21 protein-coding genes are annotated in these 20,842 nt (G+C 66.8%); 3 read left to right on the top strand and 18 right to left on the bottom strand.

All coding sequences use genetic code 11. The annotated features are described in order from the left end of the window. Positions 1 to 33 precede the first annotated feature (33 nt). The 8 genes from BJ980_RS02280 to BJ980_RS02245 all read right to left on the bottom strand — a co-directional run bounded on the left by BJ980_RS02280 (position 34) and on the right by BJ980_RS02245 (position 9,330). Positions 34 to 855 carry a DUF881 domain-containing protein gene (locus BJ980_RS02280; RefSeq protein ID WP_179500792.1) on the bottom strand — a complete coding sequence of 274 codons (822 nt, stop codon included), beginning with the start codon at positions 853 to 855 and terminating at the stop codon, positions 34 to 36. Next, complete coding sequence (locus tag BJ980_RS02275; protein WP_179500791.1) at positions 848 to 1,180, bottom strand: DUF1290 domain-containing protein; 333 nt, start codon at positions 1,178 to 1,180, stop codon at positions 848 to 850. The genes BJ980_RS02280 and BJ980_RS02275 overlap by 8 nt, the downstream gene beginning before the upstream one ends. Next, positions 1,177 to 2,034: a DUF881 domain-containing protein gene (locus BJ980_RS02270; protein ID WP_179500790.1), complete on the bottom strand. Its 858-nt coding sequence runs from the start codon at positions 2,032 to 2,034 to the stop codon at positions 1,177 to 1,179. Before BJ980_RS02270 ends, BJ980_RS02275 begins: the two co-directional genes overlap by 4 nt. Further along, positions 2,027 to 2,617: a cardiolipin synthase ClsA gene (gene clsA, locus BJ980_RS02265; RefSeq protein WP_179500789.1), complete on the bottom strand. Its 591-nt coding sequence runs from the start codon at positions 2,615 to 2,617 to the stop codon at positions 2,027 to 2,029. Before clsA ends, BJ980_RS02270 begins: the two co-directional genes overlap by 8 nt. Before the next feature lie 49 nt (positions 2,618 to 2,666). After that, entirely contained in the window at positions 2,667 to 3,752 is a 1,086-nt protein-coding gene (locus BJ980_RS02260; protein ID WP_179500788.1) for a hemolysin family protein, read from the bottom strand. After that, entirely contained in the window at positions 3,749 to 5,098 is a 1,350-nt protein-coding gene (locus tag BJ980_RS02255; RefSeq protein WP_179500787.1) for a hemolysin family protein, read from the bottom strand. The genes BJ980_RS02260 and BJ980_RS02255 overlap by 4 nt, the downstream gene beginning before the upstream one ends. Before the next feature lie 179 nt (positions 5,099 to 5,277). Next, positions 5,278 to 8,529, bottom strand: coding sequence for a fused isobutyryl-CoA mutase/GTPase IcmF (gene icmF, locus BJ980_RS02250; RefSeq protein ID WP_343047645.1), 3,252 nt, complete (start codon positions 8,527 to 8,529; stop codon positions 5,278 to 5,280). Positions 8,530 to 8,565: 36 nt separating this feature from the next. Then, on the bottom strand, positions 8,566 to 9,330 hold the full coding sequence (locus BJ980_RS02245) for a helical backbone metal receptor (protein WP_179500786.1): 765 nt from the start codon (positions 9,328 to 9,330) through the stop codon (positions 8,566 to 8,568). A 12-nt stretch (positions 9,331 to 9,342) separates the two neighbouring features. Here BJ980_RS02245 and BJ980_RS02240 point away from each other — a divergent pair, with 12 nt between their 5' ends. Further along, positions 9,343 to 10,920 carry an ATP-dependent DNA ligase gene (locus tag BJ980_RS02240; protein ID WP_218855386.1) on the top strand — a complete coding sequence of 526 codons (1,578 nt, stop codon included), beginning with the start codon at positions 9,343 to 9,345 and terminating at the stop codon, positions 10,918 to 10,920. Positions 10,921 to 10,959: 39 nt separating this feature from the next. Here the strand turns inward: BJ980_RS02240 and BJ980_RS02235 are convergent, their stop codons facing one another. The 8 genes from BJ980_RS02235 to BJ980_RS02200 all read right to left on the bottom strand — a co-directional run bounded on the left by BJ980_RS02235 (position 10,960) and on the right by BJ980_RS02200 (position 18,701). Further along, entirely contained in the window at positions 10,960 to 12,351 is a 1,392-nt protein-coding gene (locus BJ980_RS02235; protein ID WP_179500784.1) for an HNH endonuclease, read from the bottom strand. 64 nt (positions 12,352 to 12,415) lie between these two features. After that, a complete protein-coding gene (locus tag BJ980_RS02230) occupies positions 12,416 to 13,096 on the bottom strand; it encodes a dihydrofolate reductase family protein (RefSeq protein WP_179500783.1) in 681 nt (226 codons plus the stop codon). Between the two features lie 8 nt (positions 13,097 to 13,104). Next, on the bottom strand, positions 13,105 to 13,641 hold the full coding sequence (locus tag BJ980_RS02225) for a class III extradiol ring-cleavage dioxygenase family protein (protein WP_179500782.1): 537 nt from the start codon (positions 13,639 to 13,641) through the stop codon (positions 13,105 to 13,107). Further along, on the bottom strand, positions 13,638 to 14,501 hold the full coding sequence (folP, locus tag BJ980_RS02220) for a dihydropteroate synthase (protein ID WP_179500781.1): 864 nt from the start codon (positions 14,499 to 14,501) through the stop codon (positions 13,638 to 13,640). Before folP ends, BJ980_RS02225 begins: the two co-directional genes overlap by 4 nt. Continuing rightward, positions 14,498 to 15,433, bottom strand: a complete 936-nt coding sequence (locus BJ980_RS02215; RefSeq protein WP_179500780.1) for a glucosyl-3-phosphoglycerate synthase — start codon at positions 15,431 to 15,433, stop codon at positions 14,498 to 14,500. Before BJ980_RS02215 ends, folP begins: the two co-directional genes overlap by 4 nt. After that, positions 15,430 to 17,421: an MFS transporter gene (locus tag BJ980_RS02210; RefSeq protein ID WP_218855385.1), complete on the bottom strand. Its 1,992-nt coding sequence runs from the start codon at positions 17,419 to 17,421 to the stop codon at positions 15,430 to 15,432. The genes BJ980_RS02215 and BJ980_RS02210 overlap by 4 nt, the downstream gene beginning before the upstream one ends. After that, complete coding sequence (locus tag BJ980_RS02205; protein WP_246279910.1) at positions 17,418 to 17,954, bottom strand: acyltransferase; 537 nt, start codon at positions 17,952 to 17,954, stop codon at positions 17,418 to 17,420. Before BJ980_RS02205 ends, BJ980_RS02210 begins: the two co-directional genes overlap by 4 nt. 315 nt (positions 17,955 to 18,269) lie before the next feature. Then, positions 18,270 to 18,701: an Hsp20/alpha crystallin family protein gene (locus BJ980_RS02200; RefSeq protein WP_179503709.1), complete on the bottom strand. Its 432-nt coding sequence runs from the start codon at positions 18,699 to 18,701 to the stop codon at positions 18,270 to 18,272. 97 nt (positions 18,702 to 18,798) lie between these two features. Here BJ980_RS02200 and BJ980_RS02195 point away from each other — a divergent pair, with 97 nt between their 5' ends. Beyond that, complete coding sequence (locus BJ980_RS02195) at positions 18,799 to 19,110, top strand: heat shock protein transcriptional repressor HspR (protein WP_179500779.1); 312 nt, start codon at positions 18,799 to 18,801, stop codon at positions 19,108 to 19,110. A gap of 31 nt (positions 19,111 to 19,141) precedes the next feature. Beyond that, positions 19,142 to 19,357, top strand: coding sequence for a hypothetical protein (locus BJ980_RS02190; protein ID WP_179500778.1), 216 nt, complete (start codon positions 19,142 to 19,144; stop codon positions 19,355 to 19,357). A gap of 121 nt (positions 19,358 to 19,478) precedes the next feature. Here BJ980_RS02190 and BJ980_RS02185 read toward each other — a convergent pair whose 3' ends face one another. Both BJ980_RS02185 and BJ980_RS02180 read right to left on the bottom strand, forming a co-directional pair. Continuing rightward, on the bottom strand, positions 19,479 to 19,883 hold the full coding sequence (locus BJ980_RS02185) for a zinc-binding dehydrogenase (RefSeq protein WP_425490272.1): 405 nt from the start codon (positions 19,881 to 19,883) through the stop codon (positions 19,479 to 19,481). Between the two features lie 169 nt (positions 19,884 to 20,052). Then, complete coding sequence (locus BJ980_RS02180) at positions 20,053 to 20,355, bottom strand: hypothetical protein (RefSeq protein WP_179500776.1); 303 nt, start codon at positions 20,353 to 20,355, stop codon at positions 20,053 to 20,055. Positions 20,356 to 20,842: the final 487 nt, after the last annotated feature.

The raw sequence follows: 20,842 nt of genomic DNA, 5'->3' as shown, positions 1-20,842 counted from the left end.
GTGATGCCGTCTGGTGTCGACGGCAGGCTACTGCTAGGAACGGGGCGAGGCGAACTTCGACGCGGATTCGTCCACGACGCTCTCGACGACGACCTGGTCCAACTCCTCGAAGGTGATGCTTCCTCCCTCGGCGGCGACGCTCTCGGTCGGTCCTCCGGGGAAGTCGAGCGATCCGGCCAGGGTGTTCGGCTCACCGATCACGTCGATCACGTAGGGAGCCTCCAGGCTTCGTCCGTCGATCTCGATGCCCGAGACCGTCTCCACGACGTCGCTCTGGGCAATCAGGCGGACCCGCTCGTTGAACTCGATCACCTCGGCCCCCGCAGCGCGCAGCTCCTGGATGGTGTCGAGCAGGGTGCGTGCCGAGACCCGCCCTTCCGGGTCCTCGATGGTGATCCGCACGCCGGGCCCCGAGGCGGGCAGCGTGCCGGCGAGGATGCCATAGACCTGGGCGTCGTTGCGGGCCTGGTCGAGGGCGGCCTGACGACTCGAGCTCTCGGTCCTGAGGTCGTCGCGGAGCCCGGTCAGTCGCTGGATCTCGGCATCCGCGCGCTGGGAGCTGCCCGAGAGTCCGTCGAACACTCGGATCAGGTCGGACTGGCGCAGCCCGGTGTAGTCATCGTCGCGTTCGTTGGACTGCACCTGTGTGGTGGCAGCGAATCCGACCGCGGCAAGGAGCACGGCCACGAGGGCCTGACCGCGCGTCGGGCGGGACACCAGCGCCTTCATGAATCGGGCGCGCCCCGTCGAGCCCTCGGCGGGTGCTTCCGGCGACTCACTGGTTGCCTCGACGTCCGCCGGCACGGACTTGCTGTCCTCCGGCTTGGGCTCGGGGCTCCCTGGCTGCTCAGGCATGGAAGATGTGCCTCCTGATCGCAGCCACGTTGGAGAAGATCCGGATGCCGAGCACCACGATGACTCCCGTCGCCAGCTGGCCGCCGACGCCCAGCTTGTCGCCGAGGAACACGATGCCGGCCGCGATCACGACGTTGCTGAAGAACGAGACCACGAAGACTTTGTCGTCGAAGATGCCGTCCAGGAAGGCACGCAGACCACCGAAGACGGCGTCGAGCGCCGCAACCACCGCGATCGGCAAGTAGGGCTCGAGCCAGATCGGGACGTCGGGTTGGAGAATCAACCCGACGACGATCCCGATCAACAGGCCAAGTGCTGCAATCACGGTCTGACCTCCATGTCCTTCTCCGACTTCTTCTTCTGGTGCACCTGTGCCGAACGCAGTCGTGGACTCGTGCTTCCGGAGAGGTTGAGGGTGCGGGCGTTGTCCATGTCGAGCCGGAACCCGAACTGGTTTGCCACCGACATGAACTGGGTGCCGGGCGAGGACTCGACGTAGAGGGACTGCAGGGTGTCCGGGTCCCCGATGGCCTCGATCAGATAAGGAGGCTTGAGGGGCTGCGCCTTGATGTGTACGGCGACGCCGACGTTGCGGATGCCGGTCAGCGGCGTCAGCCGGTGCCCGTTGATCGAGATCGCTTCCGCGCCTGCGGCCCAGAGTCCGTCGACCACGAGGGCCAGGTCCTCATCACGGACCTGCCCGTTCGCACTGCCGTCGGGCGCGTCGTCCACCTTGACGCGGACACCGGGGCCGGTGACGGGCGCGAAGCCACTGACTCCGCGGATCCCCAGCAGGTTGGTCTTCGCGCTCGACTCGGCCTCCGCCACCCGGCGTACGTCGTCGGACAGCGAGAGGGTCTCCTCGCGCAGGTCGCCGATCCTGGCCTGCCGCTTCTCCAGAGCTGTGCGCTCCTGGCTGATCGAGGCGATCAGCTGCTCCCGACCGGCCTCGCTGGCCGCAGCGTTGCGCTCGGTCTGCACGAAGGCGATCGCAGTCATCAGGCCGAAGATCCCCACGATGATCGCTGCGTTGCGCAACGTGCGGGGTTCGGACACGGCCTCACCACTCGCGCGCTTCCGGTCCGCGACGTGCTGGTAGTCGCCGTCGAGACTCTGGGCCGTGACGAGCGTGAGCAGCGGGAGGGTGACGTGCTCCGGGAGCCGTGGTCGATCAGGCATCTGGAACCGGAGCCCGCGCATCGCTGTCACGCAGGAGCTTGCGCACCTGCCAGGCATAGAGGATGCCCGCCCACCAGTAGAGGCCGATCCCCCAGAACGCGAAGGCCCATCCGAAGACCTCGGCGAGCCGCGCCAGGTCCCCGTCCCCGTCACCGAGAAGGAGGAGCGGGAAGGCGTAGAGCAGGTTGAAGGTCGCTGCCTTGCCGAGGAAGTGGACCGGCAGCGCGCTGTAGCCGCGCATCCTCAGGAACGGGACCAGTCCCCACAGGAACAGGTCGCGCAACGGCAGCAGGAGAGCCACCCACCACGGGATGATGTCGCGCAGCGCCAGCCCGACGACCACGGCAAGGATGTAGAGCCGATCGGCCACCGGATCCAGGATCTCGCCCAGCGTCGAGCGCTGGTCCAGCTTGCGCGCGAGGTAGCCGTCGGCCCAGTCGGTGACGCCCGAGACCATCAGCAGGCCCAGTGCCCAGGCATCCTCCTCGGGACCGAGCACGAGCCACAGGAACAGGGGCACCCCGGCCAGGCGCACCATGCTCAGGAGATTGGGCACCGTCCAGACCTTGCTGGCGCGTTCCATCTCATCCTGCACGGGGTGTGACCATCTCTCACTGGGGGTTTGCCGAGGGCTACCCTAGCCGCCTCGCGAAGGCCTGCGCGGATGCCTCACCTGCGTCCTCGTTGTGGGCTGCGTCGCGGATCTCGCCGACGAGCTCCTCCAGGACATCCTCCATGGTCGCGAGTCCCAGGGTCCTGCCCTCGGCGTCGACCACGCGTGCCATGTGGGCGCCCTTGCGCTGCAGGTTCTCCAGGGCGTCGTGGAGCACGTCATCGGGTCGGACCGTCGCGAAGGGACGGATCCACTTGTCGTCGATGATCCGCTCACGTCGCTCGGGATCCGTCTCCAGGACGTCCTTGATGTGGAGGTATCCGACCAGCTCGTCGTCGTTGCCACGGACCGGGAAGCGTGAGTAGCCGGTGTGGGCGCAGCGGTCCTCGACCTCGATCACCGTGCAGCCGCGGGGCAGTGTGCTCAGCGAGTCGAGCGGGAGCAGCACCGACTCCAGCGTGCGCTCGGTGAACCCGAGGGCGCCGGCCAGCCGGTCATATTCGCCGGCCTCGATCAGACCCTCGCCGCGGGACTCCTCGACCAGGGCAGCGACCTCTTCGCGGGTGTAGGTCGACGACACCTCGCCCTTGGGCTCGACGCGGAGAAGGCGCAGGGTCAGGTTGGCGACCGCGTTCAGCCCGACGATGATCGGGCGGAGCAGGGTCACGATGCCCATCATCGGCGGACCCAGCAGGATGGCGGCCTTCTCGGGTCCGGCGATGGCGATGTTCTTGGGGACCATCTCCCCCAGCACCACGTGCAGGTAGACCACGATCGTCATCGCGATCACGAACGAGATCGGGTGGACCAGGTCGTCCGGGACACCGAGCGCGTGGAATCCGGGCTCCATCATGTGTGCGACGGCGGGCTCGCCGACGGCACCGAGGCCCAGTGAGCAGATCGTGATGCCCAGCTGTGCTCCGGCCATCACCAGGGAGACGTTCTCCATCGCGCGCAGGGTCGTGCGCGCCATCGACGATCCCGCTTGAGCCCTGGGCTCGATCTGCGTACGTCGCGCCGACACGAGCGCGAACTCTGCGCCGACGAAGAAGGCGTTGAAGCCGAGCAGGAGCAGGGCGATGATCACTGCGGTCCAGTCACTCATCCTTCGCCCTCCGTCCGGGTCCAGAGTCGGATCCGATCCACCCTCAGTCCGTCCATGTGCTCGACCTTCAGGACCGCGATCACCTGCGGCAGCGGTTCGTCGTCATCGTCGAGCCCGACCGGGAGCGGCACCTCCACCTGATCCCCTGCCACCGGGATCCGGCCGAGCTCACGCAGCACGAGGCCCGCGATCGTGTCGTAGTCGTCGCTGACCGGGAGGTCGATCTCGGTGACGTCCTCGACCTCGTCGGGTCGGAGCAGGCCCGAGAGCGACCAGGCACCGTCGCGACGCTGCCGGACCCGGGCACCGAGCCGGTCGTGCTCGTCGGCAATGTCACCGACGATCTCCTCGACGACGTCCTCGAGAGTGACGATGCCCGCCTGGCCGCCGTACTCGTCGAGGACGACTGCCATCTGGAAGCCGTCGCGGCGCAGCAGCCCCAGCAGCGGGTCGAGCTTGAGCGAGTCCGGGACCACGATCGGCTTGACCATGATGTGCTTGATCCGAGTGGTGGTGCGTTCGTGGACCGGAAGGGTCACGGCGTGCTTGACGTGCACGGTGCCCACCACGTTGTCCCCGTCGTCGAGGACGGGGAAGCGCGAGTGGCCGGTCTGGCGGGCCAGCTCGATCACGCTGATGGCGCGGTCGGTGGCCTCGACGCTGCTGGTCCGCACCCGTGGGGTCATGATCTCGCCGGCGGTCCGGGTGCCGAACTCGACCGAGCGCTCCATCAGCTCGGCGGTGTCGGCATCCAGTGTTCCCTGGTCGGCGGACCGGGAGATGAGTGAGGCGAGCTCGGTCGACGACCGCGCCGAGCGCAGCTCCTCCTGGGGCTCGATCCCGAGGCGCCTGACCAGGAAGTTCGCGGACCCGTTGAGAAAGGCGATCGGTCCCTTGATGCTGGCAGTGAACAGGCGCTGCGCACGCGCGGTCGCCTTCGCGGTCTGCAACGGCATCGCGATGGCCAGGTTCTTCGGCACCAGCTCCCCGAAGAGCATGGTCAGCACCGTGCTCAGCACCAGGGCGATTCCGAGGGCGGTCGGGTGCACCGCCGACGAGGGCAGTCCCGTCGCGGCGAGTGGATCGCGGATCAGGACGGCGATGGCCGGCTCGGCCAGGAATCCGATCGCCAGGTTGGTGACGGTGATGCCGACCTGGGCACCCGAGAGCTGGGTCGAGAGCGACTTGAGCGCCACCTGCACAGCGATCGCTCCGGAGTCGCCCGACTTCGCCGCCCGGTCGACCAGGTTGCGGTCGACGGTGACGAAGGCGAACTCAGCGGCAACGAACACTCCGCAGGCGAGGATCAGCAGCAGTGCCGCCGCGAGCAGGAGCCATTCGGTCATCGTGGCCCTCCACCATCGTGGATGGGATCAGAGGGCCTGGGACTTTGAGAGTCCATGGATGGTGCGTCAACTGCCTTCGGTGGGGTGCATTGCCGAGAACAGAGTACAGAAATCCTCGGCGATCACGTAGCGCACGTCGACTGTTGACCGACGTGCGCCACGTGAGCGCGCGAGATGACTCAGACGTTGCGCCGGTACTGGCCACCGACCTCGAAGAACGCCTCGGTGACCTGCTGCAGCGAGCAGACCCGGGCGGCGTCCATCAGCACCGCGAAGACGTTGTCGCCGTTGATGGCCGCCTCCTTGAGCTTGGCGATCGCCTCCTCGGCCTCGGTGCGGTGCTCGGCCTGGAAGGAGTGCACCCGCTCGAGCTGGGACTTCTTCTCCGACTCGGTGGCGCGAGCCAGCTCGACGGTGTGCTCCTCCTCGCCCTCGGATGCCGGGCGACGGAAGGTGTTGACGCCGATGATCGGCAGCGATCCGTCGTGCTTGCGGTGCTCGTAGAGCATCGACTCGTCCTGGATCCGGCCGCGCTGGTAGCCGGTCTCCATCGCACCAAGCACTCCCCCGCGCTCGTTGATCCGGTCGAACTCGTCGAGCACGGCCTTCTCCACGAGGTCGGTCAGCTCGTCGATGATGAAGGAACCCTGGAGCGGGTTCTCGTTCATCGCCAGGCCCCACTCGCGGTTGATGATCAGCTGGATCGCGAGGGCACGGCGTACGGACTCCTCGGTCGGGGTGGTGACCGCCTCGTCGTAGGCGTTGGTGTGCAGGCTGTTGGCGTTGTCATAGATCGCGATCAGGGCCTGCAGCGTGGTGCGGATGTCGTTGAAGTCCATCTCCTGCGCGTGCAGGGAACGACCCGAGGTCTGGACGTGGTACTTCAGCTTCTGGGACCGGTCGTTGGCGCCGTACTTCTCCTTCATCGCCACCGCCCAGATCCGACGGGCGACGCGACCGATGACGCTGTACTCGGGGTCCATGCCGTTGGAGAAGAAGAAGGACAGGTTCGGCGCGAAGTCGTCGATGTCCATCCCGCGGGCGAGGTAGGCCTCGACGTAGGTGAAGCCGTTGGCCAGGGTGAAGGCGAGCTGGCTGATCGGGTTCGCCCCGGCCTCGGCGATGTGATAGCCCGAGATCGAGACGGAGTAGAAGTTCCGGACCTGGTTCTCGATGAACCACTCCTGGATGTCGGCCATCATCCGCAGGCTGAACTCGGTGGAGAACAGGCAGGTGTTCTGGCCCTGGTCCTCCTTGAGGATGTCTGCCTGCACGGTTCCGCGGACGTTGGCCAGGGCGTACGCCGCCAGCGTCGCGCGCTCCTCCTCGTTGGGCTCGCGGCCCTTCTCCTCGCGGAACGCGTCGACCTGCTGGTCGATGACCGTGTTGAGGAAGAACGCCAGGACCGTCGGGGCCGGGCCGTTGATGGTCATGCTCACGCTCGTCGAGGGCGAGACCAGGTCGAAGCCGCCGTAGAGCACCTTCATGTCGTCCAGCGTGGCCACCGAGACACCCGAGGTGCCGACCTTGCCGTAGACGTCGGGTCGCGGGTCGGGGTCACGGCCGTAGAGCGTGACCGAGTCGAAGGCGGTGGAGAGCCTGGTGGCGTCGCCGTCCTCGGAGAGGATCTTGAACCGGCGGTTGGTCCGGGCCGGGTCGCCCTCGCCGGCGAACATCCGGGCCGGGTCCTCGCCGTCGCGCTTGAACGGGAAGACACCTGCGGCATAGGGGAAGAACCCCGGGAGGTTCTCCTCGCGCCAGAAGCGGACCAGCTCGCCGTGGTCCTCGTAGCGCGGCAGGGCGACGCGGCGGATCTTGTTGCCGGAGAGGGATTCGCGGGTGAGCTTGGTGTGCAGTTCCTTGTCGCGGATCCTGACCACCTGCTCGTCGCCGGAGTAGGACTCCACGACTGCGGGCCAGTTGGTGATCTGGTCGGCGACCTCGTGCGGAAGCTCCTTGCGGGTCTTCTCCAGGAGGGCGGCGACGTCTGCGTTGCTCTCGAGCTCGTCGGCGACTGCCTGGACCTGCTGGGCCTTGCGGGCCGCAGCCACCAGCCGCTCGGTCTCGGCGTGGTAGGCGCGCACGGTCTCGGTGATCTCCGAGAGGTAGCGGACCCGGCCGGTCGGGACGACCTGGGCGATCCCGGACGAGTGGCGTACGTCGACCCGGGGCAGGACTCCCTCGGCGACGGGCAGGCCGTGCTCACCGAGGGTGGCGAGAAGGTGCTGGTAAAGCGCGGTGACACCGTCGTCGTTGAAGGTCGCGGCCGAGGTGCCGAAGACCGGCATCTCCTCGGGCTTCTTGCCGAACGCCTCGCGGTTGCGGACCAGCTGGCGACCGACGTCACGCAGCGCGTCCATCGCGCCGCGGCGCTCGAACTTGTTGATCGCAACCGTGTCGGCGAAGTCGAGCATGTCGATCTTCTCGAGCTGCGAGGCTGCGCCGAACTCCGGCGTCATGACATACATCGAGGTGTCGACAAAGGGCAGGACACCGGCGTCACCCTGACCGATGCCGGGCGTCTCGAGGACGATCAGGTCGTGGCCGGCGGCCTTGACGACCGTGAGCACGTCCTCGAGCCCGTCGGGCAGCTCGTGGCTGCCGCGCGTTGCCAGCGACCGGAAGAGGATCGGCGACTCGGCGCCGCCGTTGTGGACCGAGTTCATCCGGATCCGGTCGCCGAGCAGGGCTCCGCCGCCACGGCGACGTGTCGGGTCGACCGCGATCACGGCGATCCGGAGCTTGTCCTGCTGGTCGACGCGGAATCGGCGCACCAGCTCGTCGGTGAGGCTGGACTTGCCCGAGCCTCCGGTGCCGGTGATGCCGAGGACCGGGGTGGTGCGTGCGGCGGCCGCCTCGCGGAGGCGGACCAGGACGTCCTCGCCGAGCTCGCCGAGCTCGGCACCCGTGATGGCGCGGGCGACCGCGAACCGGTCACCCGAGAGCACCGCATCAGCAGTGACGGCCTGCTCCTGCCACAGGTCGATGTCGCAGTCGCGGATCATCGAGTTGATCATCCCGACCAGGCCCATCGACTGGCCGTCCTCGGGCGAGAAGATCTTCACGCCGGACTTCGCCAGCCGGGCGATCTCCTCGGGAACGATGACGCCGCCACCGCCGCCGTACACCTTGATGTGCCCGGCACCGCGCTCACGGAGGAGCTCGACGAGGTATTCGAAGTATTCGACGTGGCCGCCCTGGTAGGAGGAGACGGCGATGCCCTGCACGTCCTCCTCGATCGCTGCCTCGACCACTTCGGTCACGGCGCGGTTGTGACCGAGGTGGATCACCTCGGCGCCCTGGCTCTGAAGGATCCGGCGCATGATGTTGATCGATGCGTCGTGGCCGTCGAAGAGGCTGGAGGCGGTGACGAACCGGACCGGGTTGACCGGCTTGTGCAGTTCGCTGGGCTGGGTCGGCAACGATGACACGGAGACTCCTGGCGACGAGATAGTTGGACGTCCTAGTTAAATAGTAGGACGTCCTAGGAGTTCGTGCAAAGTGGAGTGCGCCTCGACCAGCGAGGGGCCGTACCACGTGATCAGGCGGCCTTCGAGCAGAAGGGTCTTCCGCTCCGGGAAGGCCTCGGGGCCGTCGTCGCGACTGAACACGTAGGGCTCGTCGGGCAGCACGACGACATCGGGCGTACGAGCCGAGATCTCCTCCACAGTCGTTGTCGGATAGCGGTCCGGCGAGTCCGCAAATGCGTTCGCCACCCCGACCCGGGCCAACAAGTCACCGGTGAAGGTGTCGCGGCCGACCACCATCCAGGGATCGCGCCAGATCGCCACCGCGGCCGTGGTGTGCGGGTCGGGAAGCTCTCCTGACCACAATCGAGCCGCCTCCACGAGCCACCCGGGCTGCTCACGACCCAGCACGTCGACGAAGAGCCGGGTCATCGCCCCGATGGCCTGGGGCACCGATTCGGTCACCGTCACCCAGACCGTGATCCCCCGTTCCCTGAGCCGGCGGACGTCCAGCTCACGGTTCTCCTCCTGGTTCGCGATGACCAGATCGGGCTCCAGGGCGGCGATCGCGTTGAGATCGGGGTTCTTCGTGCCGCGCACCCGAGCCACGTCGAGGTCGGCTGGATGCGTGCACCAGTCGGTCGCACCGATCAGGAGGCCGGTGTCGGCCAACGCTTCGGTCAAGGAAGGGACGAGGCAAACGATCCGGCGCGGAGGCGCACTCAGATCAACCTGCTCGCCCAGATCATCGAAGAGGGGGTCCATGGACGCGACCCTATGTTGCGTGGCCGGGCCGCCGCTCTGGGCTTGAACCGCCGCGACCGGCATGCTGTAGTCGTGCAACTTTCCCGGGTGATCGCGACGTCCGCAACCCTCGCTGCCACGCCCTCACGCAACGCCAAGGTGGCTGCGGTGGCTACCTTGTTGCGCGAAGCGGCCGAGGCCGGAGCTCCGGTCGCGCTGGTCGCCGACTATCTGGCTGGAACACTCCCGCAACGCAGGGTCGGGGTCAGTTGGCGGGGGTTGTCCTCGTTGCCGGATTCTGCATCGGTGAGTTCGCTCGCTGTGGAGGAGGTCGATGCCGCATTGACGGAGCTCGGTGCCCTTGTCGGCAGTGGTTCGGCGGCGCGGCGTTCGACTGCCGTGGCTGAACTCTTCGCGCGGGCGACCGTCGAGGAACAGGAATGGCTGCGCGGCCTGATCACCGGCGAGCTGCGCCAGGGGGCCAGCGACGGCGTACTTCTGAAGGCGATCGCCGAAGCGGGCGCAGTGCCGGAGACGGCTGTACGTCGTGCCGTCATGTTGGCTGGGTTCGCGGGCCCGGTGGCTCGGGTGGCGCTGGAGTCAGGCGAAGCCGGACTCTCGGAGATCCGGCTCGAGGTCGGCCGCCCCCTGCGACCGATGCTGGCCGGCAGTGCCCCGGACATTGCTGCGGCCATGGCCAGTTCGAGCGGCGACCTCGCGCTGGACAGCAAGTTGGACGGCATCCGCATCCAGGCCCATCGCTCTGGCTCATCGGTGCGACTGTTCACTCGCACCCTCGATGATGTCACCGCCCGGTTGCCGGAGGTCGTCGATGCTGTCCTGGCCCTCGACCTCTCCGAGGTCGTACTCGATGGCGAGGTGATCGCCGAGCGATCCGGGCGACCGGAGCCCTTCCAGGTCACCGGATCGCGAACGATGAGCAGTTCTGATCCCGCAGCGATGCGCGAGACGGTGCCCTTGACGACGTACTTCTTCGATCTGCTCCACTTGGACGGGCGAGATCTGGTCGACGAGCCCGCAGCCGCGCGTTGGCAGCTGCTCTCTGAGGTGGCGCCCGCCCACGTCGTACCGCGGATTGTCACCTCCGACGCGGCAAAGGCCCAGGCCTTCTTTGACGAGCGGATCACGGCCGGACACGAGGGCGTGGTGGTCAAGGATCCTCAGGCGCCGTACGCCGCCGGTCGTCGAGGCGCCGGCTGGGTGAAGGTGAAGCCGCGTCACACCCTCGACCTGGTCGTACTCGCTGTCGAATGGGGCAGCGGCCGACGCCGAGGCAAGCTCTCCAACATCCACCTCGGTGCGCGTGACGGGGACGGATTCGTGATGTTGGGCAAGACGTTCAAGGGGATGACGGACGAGATGCTGGCGTGGCAGACCGAGCGGTTCCTCGCACTCGAGACCTCTCGCGAGGATCACGTGGTCTTCGTACGTCCCGAGCAGGTGGTCGAGATCGCGTTCGACGGAGTCCAGCGATCGACTCGTTATCCCGGGGGCGTAGCCCTACGTTTCGCGCGGGTGCTGCGCTACCGCGACGACAAGCTTGCTGCGGAAGCGGACACGATCTCGACGATGCGCGCTCTCCTCGGCTGAGGGCCGAGGAACACGCGCTCTCATGACATCGTGAACCGTTCAGGCTGCAGGGGCGTAGTCCAGTTGCAGGTCATGGCGGTGATGGATCTCCACCACCACTAGGTTGGATCGACGCTCGCGCTGGCCGGGTAGGGGCGGTGCCGTTGAGGTGTAGGTGTGTCCGGTCGGTGTGGTTGTCTCGACCTGATGTCGCTTGCCGGGTGGATGTTTGCCCGCTGCTGACCATCCCGGGGCTTGTTTGGCGTAGTTGCAGGACTCGCACAGCCCTTGGAGGTCTTCCTCGATCGTCTCCCCTCCGTTCGCGACTCCTGTGGCGTGGTCATGGTGACGGATCAGAGCGTCACACCAGGGAGTGCGACAGATCCCACCATCCCGAACATTCAGTAGGTCACCGAGTCCCTTCGGCACCAACCTGGCCAGTGACGACATCGCGACCAAGCCACCGTGCGGGCCTGCGTACACCGTCTTCAACCAGGTCTCGCACTCAGCCGAGAGGCTGCGCTCGACAAGTTCGCGGGCCAGGTCCGCAGGGATCGGTCCTAACCCGTCCACGTGCGCGGGATCGTTGCCGCCACCCAGCAGGGTCTGGTCGGAAACCACCAAGTTGATGTGCACCGGCGCCTGACCAGATGCGTCATCCTGGCCGGTGATCCGCGCAACCAAGATGTCGGCCATGATCTGCCCACGAGAACGAGGATCACCACCAGACTTCAAGGCATCGGCCGCTTGGGTCAGGGCCGCATAGACCGAAACTCCCTTGGCCATCGGCAACAAGCCGGTCAGGTAGGTCATCGTGTCGGGTGCTGGTCGGATGGTGACCCGCCGATCCGCTTCGGCCTTGGCGCGGCGTCGGACCACCGAAGCTGGGTCGAGCTTCGCCGCTCGCTTTGCGGCTTCTGCGGCCACCTGACGGTCCGACATCTTCTCGAGCGTGGCCACATCCGCGGCCAACTCCCGGTCAATCAGGGCCCGGTCCGCGCGGTCCAGGCAGGCGGTCTCGCGGGCCAGCAGGGTCGCCTTCCACTCACCGATCTTGCCGGCGCGGAAAGCGGCCATCGTGTGCGGCAACTCAGCCCGAAGCACCTTCGCCAACCCGAGTTGCCGCTGACCACGATGCGGCGAGACCCGTCGCGCCAACGCGATCTGATGTGCGATGCCGCGACCCTGACGCTCGGCCGGGATGCCCTGATCTGCCGCCCGGGCACGCATCGAGGTGTCGAGATCCACAGCAAGATCAGCCTGCGCTGCTTCGGCGGCGCACTTCAGTTCTTCGAGCGCGCGCAATGCATCGATCCTCGCGAAATCGCCGTCCGCGGCCCCGGCAGCCTGACACAGGGCATTGGTCCATCGCGCGATCATCGAGGCGTCCACGGGCACGTCAGCGCCCGGCGTGGGCTGCCTCGTCCCTGGAGTCTCGACCACTTCGAACATGCGTTCGAGTCTATCTCTTTCGACCGTCAGGGTCCAGACCCCCGAAACGATCTGTGGAGAATCTTCAGCGCCCGACGAACCAACGCCCGATCAGAGTCCCGTCCTCCTCAAGCAGGGTCGCCAGAGACAGGTCCACATCGAGCACCGGGCCGTGCGCGATCCGGATGTACTCCCCACCCACAAGACGCGGAACTGTCGTGGTGCACACCTCGTCGACCACGCCGGCCGCAAGCATGTCGCTGAACAGCGTGGGCCCGCCTTCGCTGAGCAGGTTCGCAAAACCCCGATCGGCCAGCGCGGTCTTCAGCGCGCCGAGGTCGACAGCGCTCTCCCCCAACACCAGGACGTTGTCCTCGCCCAGTTCGCTCCGCAACGCGGCAAGACCCGACGATTGCGCATGGGTGGCGACCAGAACGCTGCCCGCAGGTGCGCCGACGAGTGACTCAGGCACTCGGCCACTGGAGGTGACGACCACAATTGGCTTGTCAGCTGGTTTGTAGCCCTCGACCCGCGCGGTGCCGGCACCAATGACGATCACGTCGGCCTGTGCTCGAAGCTGGTCGAAGATCCGTTTATCGGCGGCGTTGTTGATGGACCCGGACTTGCCCGACTCGCCGGTCGCCGCGCCGTCGATGGTCTCCACGAAGTTCACCCGCAGCCACGGCAGGCGCGGCACTGCATATACGGATCGCAGCTGATCATCGGTGGCGTCCGCGACCGGCGCCAACCCGGCGACCTTGTCCACCAGGATCCTCACCGCCAGCTCACCACCCAATAGCTCACTCCGAAGGGGTCGTCCGCATACAGCACGTCCACGTCGTTCGCCGCGGGGACGAGTCGTCCCAAGGCGGTGAGAGCCGAGATGCCATCGGCAAGAAGGTCGACTGCCAGGGCAGCGTCCACAGCAGTCAGCGCGGTCCCGTCCCCATCGCGCAACGCCTTGTCGATCCCGGCGTCGAAGTCGAAGGAGCGCTCATCGAGGTGGCCCGGTGCCTTCTCGCCCCGGCGGGCACTGCCGTTCGCGACGACCACCACCGCGCTCGCGTCGGTGGCGACCTGCGGGTCCACCGCCACGATGGTTCCCGCGAAGCCGACTGCGTCGAGCAGCGAGGCGGCCACCCGCTGGCCGAGGTCGGAGTCCGCCAGCACCTCGATCCTGGACGGTGATCGACCGGCCAGGCTTCCCAGCGCCGAGAGGCACGCCGTGCGAAGTTCCGCGACCGGGTCGACGAGACCGGCATGTTCGGGCAGCAGGGCCGGGACGGGCGGGACGATGACGACGTCGGTCATGCGAGCCCCCTGATCGCGCGCGTCGGAGGGCGACGCCCGGCGATGGTCGCGACCATGTCGACCACCTGTCGGGTCTCGACCACCTCATGGACCCGATAGATGCGGGCGCCTGCCAGCGCACAGACAGCCGTGGCGGCGAGGGTTCCGGTGAGGCGCTCCCCCACTGGGAGGTCAAGGGTCTCGCCGACGAAATCCTTGTTGGACAGGGAAACCAGGACCGGGTGGCCGGTCGCGACCATCTCACCGAGCCGACGGGTCACCTCGAGCGAGTGGAAGGTGTTCTTGCCGAAGTCGTGGGCAGGATCGATGATCACGCTGTCCCGGTCGACGCCCAGACCGATGGCGCGTTCGGCTTCGCCGACGGTGTGTCGGATGGCGTCCGCGACCACATCGACGTACTCGACGCGGTGCGGGCGGGTCCGCGGAGTCACGCCGCCGGTGTGCGTGCAGACCAAGGCCGCGTCGAAGTCGGCCGCCACCTGTGCGAGCTCGGGGTCATGTCCACCCCAGGCGTCGTTGAGCACGTCGGCGCCTGCTTCACACACGGCACGACCAACAGAGGCCCGCCAGGTGTCGACACTGATCACCAGGCGGGGGTATGCCGCGCGCACGCGGGCCACGAAGTCGACCACCCTACGCCGTTCTTCCTCTGCGTCAATCTCGGCACCCGGGGCTGCCTTGATGCCACCGATGTCGACGATCTCGGCACCCTGGTCGACGACCTGCGCGACTCGGTCGAAGGCCTTGTCCTCCGCCCAGGTGGCGCCCTTGTCATAGAACGAGTCGGGGGTGCGATTCACGATCGCCATCATCAGGGTGGCGCTGTCGTCGAAACTGTGGCGGCCCAACTTCAGGGTCATGCAGGCTCTCCGATGGATCGGGCGGGGGGACGTTCCAGGGTGGGTACGACGCGTGGCGCGGGCGTGATCCGCCCAGCGGACCCGGCGTACTGGCGCAGGGTGATCGAATCGTCCGGGGCGGCACCGGTCCTGCGGTGGGCCGCAGCAACGATCTGGGTCGCCATCGCGCCGAGGTCGTGCAGGGACTGGTGGCGGTGCGCCCGACGGCCGAGGTCGACCTGGGCGATCGCGTCGACGCCCTCCGAGCGGGCGGTGTCGACCAGTGCGGCCAGCTCCACCGCATATCCGGTCGGCACCGAGAGCGACTCGAACAGGGATCGGCGAATCGCCCACTCGCCGGCCAACGGCTGGACCAGACCGCCCAGCTCGGGGAAGAGCAGCGCGATCAGCGGTCGCGCCACCAGCTCGGTGACGCGCCCGCCCTCGAAGGTGCGCGCCGGGTCCGACTCGTCGAGCATCGGCCGCTCATAGAACCCCTTGACCAACGACACCGACGGGTCACTCAGCAACGGGCCGAGCAGTCCCGGCACGAAGTGGGTGTCCCAGTCGACCAGGTCGGCGTCGATGAAGACGACCAGGTCGCCGCGGGTGACGAACAGGGACTTCCACATCGCCTCGCCCTTGCCCGGCACCGAGCCGAGATCGGGGCGGATGTCCTTGGCTCGGTGCACGACCGCTCCGGCGTCGTGGGCCACGGCGGCGGTCGCGTCCGTGGAGTCGGAGTCGATCACCACGATCTCGTCGAGGAGGTGGGCGGTGTCCATCAGTTGCTCCCGCACGCGTGCCACCACGTCGCCCACGGTGGCGGCCTCGTTGCGGGCCGGAACCACCAGGCTGACCGAGGTGCCGGACACCCGTCGGGCCTCGACCAGGGACTCAAGTGTCCAGTCCTGCCAGCGATGCGTGCGCCGCGAGAACCAGTCCTGAGTCACTTCACCACCCTAGCCGGGCGGTTCACCCTTCCTGTCGTCAGATCGAGGTCCGTGACCATGCGCTCGGCCGTCGCGGTGACCTTGCGCGACACGGCCAGCGATGTGTTGGGGTCCGCAGCTGTCACGACGTACGGCCCGGCAGGCGGCAGCGGGAAACGATAGCGCCCCTGCCAGTCCGTCTTCACCGAGCCGACGAAGTCACCGGCACCGTGATGCAGCGCCACCATCGCCTCACTGACCGGCACACCCCCATTGGTGACCGTGCCGGCGATCGTCAGTTCCTGGGTCAGGGACACGTGCTCAAGAGCAGTGCCGTCGCCGAGGTCCGCGCACTGTGCGTGTGGCGCCCAGCCGCGGGCGTTGCCGACGATGACATAGCGACCGGGACCGGGCAGCGCGACCGAATACCCACCCTCCTGATCGCAGCGTGCCCAATCGACGGGGGTGCCGTCGACCTGGGTCACGGTCACGATGGCAGCGGTCTGGCGAGGTGCCTCGCCCCCGATTCGCAGGATCCCCCGAACGACGGTCTCGGCACTCGTGCGGCCCGGCGGCACGACCTTGTCGGAGATGCGCTGTCCCTCGCGCACTCGTACCGGGATCAGCCAGGTGACTCCGACGGCCACGGCGGTGGCAACTGAGCAGAGCACGAACATCAGGTCGAAGGCGCCGCGGGTGGGCACGTTCTCGCCGCCGAACGACACCGTCATTGAGGCGAGCACCGCGGCAAAGACGGCGCTCGAGGTTGCTCCCCCGATCGCGCGCATCAGGGAGTTGATGCCATTGGCTGCCGCGGTCTCGGTGATCGGCACGGAGGCCATGATCAGCATCGGCATCGCGGCGAAGCACAGTGCGGTCCCCAGACCGACCAGCGACGACCCGATGATCACTTGGGTGACGTCGTGGGAGAACGGGATCCGCAGCAGATAGCTGACGCTCATGATCGCGGCGCCTGCAGCCATGGTCAGGCGGCCACCCCACTTGTTGAGGATCATCCCGGAGAACGGGGAGAGCACGACCATGATCAACCCGGTCGGCACCATGGCCAGTCCAGCAGCGCTGACTTCGAGCCCGAGACCGTGCCCCGTGCCGCGAGGCAGTTCCAGCAGCGTCACCGTGAGCAGCATGTTCACATACATCGCGAGGGCGATCAGGACAGAGGCCACGTTGGTCAGCAGGACCGGTCGGCGGGCCGTCGTACGCAGATCGACCATCGCGTCGCTGACCCGGAGCTCGTAGGGGAACCAGATCATCATCAGCACCACGCTGGCCACGAACAGCAGCAGGACCGGCAGGCTGATCCAGCCCCATGTGCTGCCCTTGGAGACGGCGAGCAGGAAGGAGGTCAGGGCCGCGGAGAGGATCAAGGCGCCGAGCAGGTCGAACCGTCCGGGTGTCTTCACCTTGGACTCTCCCACCAGCAGCACGACGCAGACCAGGACGGCAGCGCCGACTGCAGCAGAGACCCAGAACAGGGAGTGCCATCCGAAGTGCTTGTAGAGGACTCCTGACAGCGGCAGTCCCATCGCGCTACCGATGCCGAGGGTCGCGCTCATCAGTGCGACGCCGAACCCGACACGCTCACTCGGCAGCTCGTCGCGCATGATCGAGATCCCGACTGGGATCAACGCGGAGGCCACCCCTTGCAGGGCTCGACCGGTGACGGCCAGCGCGAACGAGGTCGACAGGGCCAGCAACAAGGAGCCGAGGATCATCGTGACCATCGTCCAGATGATCATCCGACGCTTGCCATACATGTCGGCCATCCGCGACACGATCGGCGTCGCCACCGCGCCGGTGAGCAGGGTGACGGTCACCATCCAGGTGCCCGAGTCGGTGCTGACCCCGAAGATGCCCGGGACCTCCGGCAGCATTGGCACGACCAGCGTCTGTTGCAGGGCCGCAAGCATGCCGGCCAGGGACAGGGTCAGGATGACGACCCCGGTCCGGGATGCGGCGGGTTCGCTCGCTTCCGCTGAAGGGCTCATGGGGTTCCGGCAGTCAGTCGTCGCAGCAGTTCCTCGGTGGTGAGGATCGGGCGGATGTCTCCGGAGCCATTGACCCATCCGACCCCGGGTTCGAACGTGCGCAGCACACGCGCAGGTATCCCGGCCACCACCGCGTGGTCAGGGATCTCGCCGCGGACGACGGATCCGGCTCCGACCACGACGTTGCGACCGATCCGACTTCCGGGAAGGATCATCGCGCGATGACCGATCCATGATCCGGAGCCGATGGAGACGGGTTGGTGGGCGCCCATCTGCTGCCCGATCGGCTCGTCAGGATCCTGGTAGCCGTGGCTCGCGTCGGAGACGAAGACCCCTTGTCCGAACCAGACGTCGTCGCCCACCTCTATGCCCTCGTGGGCGGTGAGGGTGCTGAACGCGCCGACAACGCACCTGTCACCGATGATCAGGCCGTACTCGGGGAGGACGGGAGCGTCGGGTCCATATCCCACCGTCAGTGTGCACTGGCGGCCGATCAGGGTCTCGCGGCCGATGTGGATCGACCGCTCACCCATGATCGTAGCCTGGGGGAAACCGATCAGACTGGCTTCACCGAAGGATCCGAAGCGGCCCGCGGCCCGGGTTCCGGGGGTGATCTCACCAACCCACTCAAGCGCACGACGTACGCCGTGGAAGGTGGGGCTCAACAGAGTCCGGAGCAGTGGCACGTTGGCACACTAGCCTTCAGGCCTCCGGCCCGGTTGGGAGGTCCCGGAACTCGGAAACAGCAGTGGGGACCTCGTCGCGTGGTCCCCTGGCAAATGTGCGGGGACGACGTGGGGTCGCAGCCCGAGGGCCGCGACCCCACGATGCGCCCGGCAGATCGGCCGTCAGGCCTCGATGGCAGTGCGCTCCTCGCCTTGGCTGACCGATGAGATCTGGATCTTGCGGGGACGCGCCTTCTCAGCCACCGGGATGGTGAGGCGGAGCACGCCGGCGTCATAGGACGCCTCGATTCGGTCGAGGTCCAGGTTGTCACCCAACACCAGCTGGCGACTGAAGGCGCCCTTGCTGCGTTCGGAGGCGAGCATCTCCCAGTCGCCGTTGCGCGCCGGCCGCTCGGCGCGGACGGTGAGCACGTTGCGCTCGACGTCCAGGTCGATGGAGTCGATGTTCACTCCGGGAAGGTCGAACTCGAGGACGAACGTCTCTCCTTCACGCCAGGCATCCAACGGCATCACGGCAGGACGGTTCGTGCTGCCCATGAGCTGCTGGGTGAGACGGTCGAATTCGCGGAATGGGTCAGTGTTTCGAATCAACATCATGGGGTCCTCCTCTGTCTCTTGTTCACCGCCATACCTGTAATGGCGGTGATAGGTTTTATATAGCACGTGGCTTATGTTTGGGCAAGGAGGTCCAATGGCAATGCCCCAATCTCACCTCGCAGTGTTCACCATCTCGGTGGCGGCCGACCTGGCCGGCATGCAGATTCAGAACCTGCGCGTCTACGAACGTCGAGGCCTCATCGAGCCAGCCAGGACATCAGGCGGCACACGCCGCTACAGCTCCGCAGACGTCGAGTGCCTGGTGCGAATCCGCGAGTTGCTCGAAGAGGGCCTCAACCTCGCCGGCATCGAGCGGGTGCTGGAGCTCGAGCAAGAGGTGCGAGATCTTCGTCGACGCGTATCCGAGGCGTCCGAGGCCAGCGCGGGTCCGCTTCGGAACGCGTGAGTAGATCGCGAGCTCTTGTTAGGTTTGACGGATGATCAAGCCATCCGAGGACGACCGAGTCGACACCCGCGCCGAGTTGCTGCCGGAGGAGAAGGCCGCTGGGTCGGAGGATCCCCGTGCCCAGGCCGAAACGATCCTCGAGGAGTCCGAGGAGCGCACCGCCGATCCGGAGAGCACACGACGTGAGTCGACGCAGACACCTGACGAACCACCGACGCAAGCAGAACTCAACGACGGCGACACCTGAGGACGTCGCGAGAGTGAATGTGCCTCGGGGACTTCAACAGCACTGTCGAAGTGCGCGCAGCCAGTCATGTGCCGACGAGCGCAACCTGTCAGGAGGATCCGACGCAAGGCGCGTTCCGGGATCAAATGCAGAATCGGCCCTGACTCAGTCCTTGGTCGCCGTTGCCCTGCACGAATAAGAACGCGTAGCGGACACCGTGTTTCTTGGCCTTGGCGCGTACCTTGCGGCTCACCAAGGCCATCACTGGCTTGAGCACGGGCTTGCCGAGCTGGGCGGCGAAGCTTGGATCGGGCGGGCCCACCATGCTGATCGCCAAACCGCCCGGCGTGAGGACGGCGAGCGACTTGTCTAGATTCTTCCCGCCGAGGTAGTCGACGACGACGTCGAAGCCGCTCAGCGCGTCAGAGAAGTCCTGTTGGGTGTAATCCACGGCCTCGTCGGCGCCCAACTCCATGACGCGGTCGAGGTCCTTGGTACTGGCCGTGGTGGAAAGGTGGGCTCCTAGGTGTTTGGCGAGCTGGTTCACCGTCGAGCCGAGGCCTCCGGCCCCAGCGCTGGCCCGCACCGCAAGGCTTCAGGAGCTGGCCCAGAAGTATCTGACGGTCCGACAGATATGGGGGTGTCCTGCCCCCCGACGCCCGCTGATATCCGATCAACAAGACAACCGACTTCCTCCAAAAACGAACCCGTCCTGGTCATTCGAACCACGGGGCGGGGTATCCACCGAGTTCGTTGGCGATGATCGCCGCCCGCGAGAACCGCGTGTTCGCGCCGGGAGGCGAACGCGAGTGCACTCCGAGCGCCACGTAGTCGCCGCTCTCGGGACAAGAGACGTTCGGCTGCGCGACCGTGGCATCCGAGTCGCCAGAGACCACCGCGTTGATGTTGGTCGCGGTCAGGGGGACCTCTGCGCATACCCGGTCATAGACCACCCGGACCTCGCCGGTGTGGACGCCACTGTTTGCGCCTGAGATCTGCAGGGGCTGAACAATGCTCACCAAAGCTGACGTCACCGCGCTGCCTCGAGCCCAACGCGGCATCCACGTGCCCACATCTCGCCGCCCAGCCAGTGCCCCACTGTGCGTCACCCGCGCAAGGGTTTTTGGGTCACAAACCGCGGCACAAGCCGAAATGACTCAAAATCACAAAATGCCCCTGACCTGCGTTTCCGCAGGTCAGGGGCATTCTTTTCGGTCGGGCTGACAGGATTTGAACCTGCGACCCCTTGCCCCCAGTGCTGTGACAACCGTCCCGCGTCACCGCTTTGCTGAGTTTTGACCAATAGGGTCCTGACCTGCGCAAACGCCACCCAACGGTCGCTCCAGCCCCCGCTCACCTTGATCTCTTTTGACCTTGCTAGCGCCCGCGCGCCCACGTTTTCGGGCCATAAACGCGGCACGGCTCGAATCTCATTCGCAGCCCCAGTAGGTCACTAATACCAATAACCCACCGACTCTGGAACCCAAACGGTGGGGCACGCCAGTG

This window comes from Nocardioides daedukensis (assembly GCF_013408415.1).
Lineage (GTDB): Bacteria > Actinomycetota > Actinomycetes > Propionibacteriales > Nocardioidaceae > Nocardioides > Nocardioides daedukensis.
This window is presented reverse-complemented; position numbering and strand designations above follow the sequence as displayed.

Coding starts and splice junctions, on each gene's coding strand:
- BJ980_RS02260 (WP_179500788.1), bottom strand. CDS start 3,752: ATGAGTGACTGGACCGCAGTGATCATCGCCCTGCTCCTGCTCGGCTTC.
- BJ980_RS02225 (WP_179500782.1), bottom strand. CDS start 13,641: ATGACCGACGTCGTCATCGTCCCGCCCGTCCCGGCCCTGCTGCCCGAA.
- folP (WP_179500781.1), bottom strand. CDS start 14,501: ATGACCCTGAAGTTGGGCCGCCACAGTTTCGACGACAGCGCCACCCTG.
- BJ980_RS02280 (WP_179500792.1), bottom strand. CDS start 855: ATGCCTGAGCAGCCAGGGAGCCCCGAGCCCAAGCCGGAGGACAGCAAG.
- BJ980_RS02255 (WP_179500787.1), bottom strand. CDS start 5,098: ATGACCGAATGGCTCCTGCTCGCGGCGGCACTGCTGCTGATCCTCGCC.
- clsA (WP_179500789.1), bottom strand. CDS start 2,617: ATGGAACGCGCCAGCAAGGTCTGGACGGTGCCCAATCTCCTGAGCATG.
- BJ980_RS02245 (WP_179500786.1), bottom strand. CDS start 9,330: ATGGACCCCCTCTTCGATGATCTGGGCGAGCAGGTTGATCTGAGTGCG.
- BJ980_RS02270 (WP_179500790.1), bottom strand. CDS start 2,034: ATGCCTGATCGACCACGGCTCCCGGAGCACGTCACCCTCCCGCTGCTC.
- BJ980_RS02210 (WP_218855385.1), bottom strand. CDS start 17,421: ATGAGCCCTTCAGCGGAAGCGAGCGAACCCGCCGCATCCCGGACCGGG.
- BJ980_RS02195 (WP_179500779.1), top strand. CDS start 18,799: ATGGCAATGCCCCAATCTCACCTCGCAGTGTTCACCATCTCGGTGGCG.
- BJ980_RS02235 (WP_179500784.1), bottom strand. CDS start 12,351: ATGTTCGAAGTGGTCGAGACTCCAGGGACGAGGCAGCCCACGCCGGGC.
- BJ980_RS02240 (WP_218855386.1), top strand. CDS start 9,343: ATGTTGCGTGGCCGGGCCGCCGCTCTGGGCTTGAACCGCCGCGACCGG.
- BJ980_RS02190 (WP_179500778.1), top strand. CDS start 19,142: ATGATCAAGCCATCCGAGGACGACCGAGTCGACACCCGCGCCGAGTTG.
- BJ980_RS02205 (WP_246279910.1), bottom strand. CDS start 17,954: ATGGGTGAGCGGTCGATCCACATCGGCCGCGAGACCCTGATCGGCCGC.
- BJ980_RS02200 (WP_179503709.1), bottom strand. CDS start 18,701: ATGTTGATTCGAAACACTGACCCATTCCGCGAATTCGACCGTCTCACC.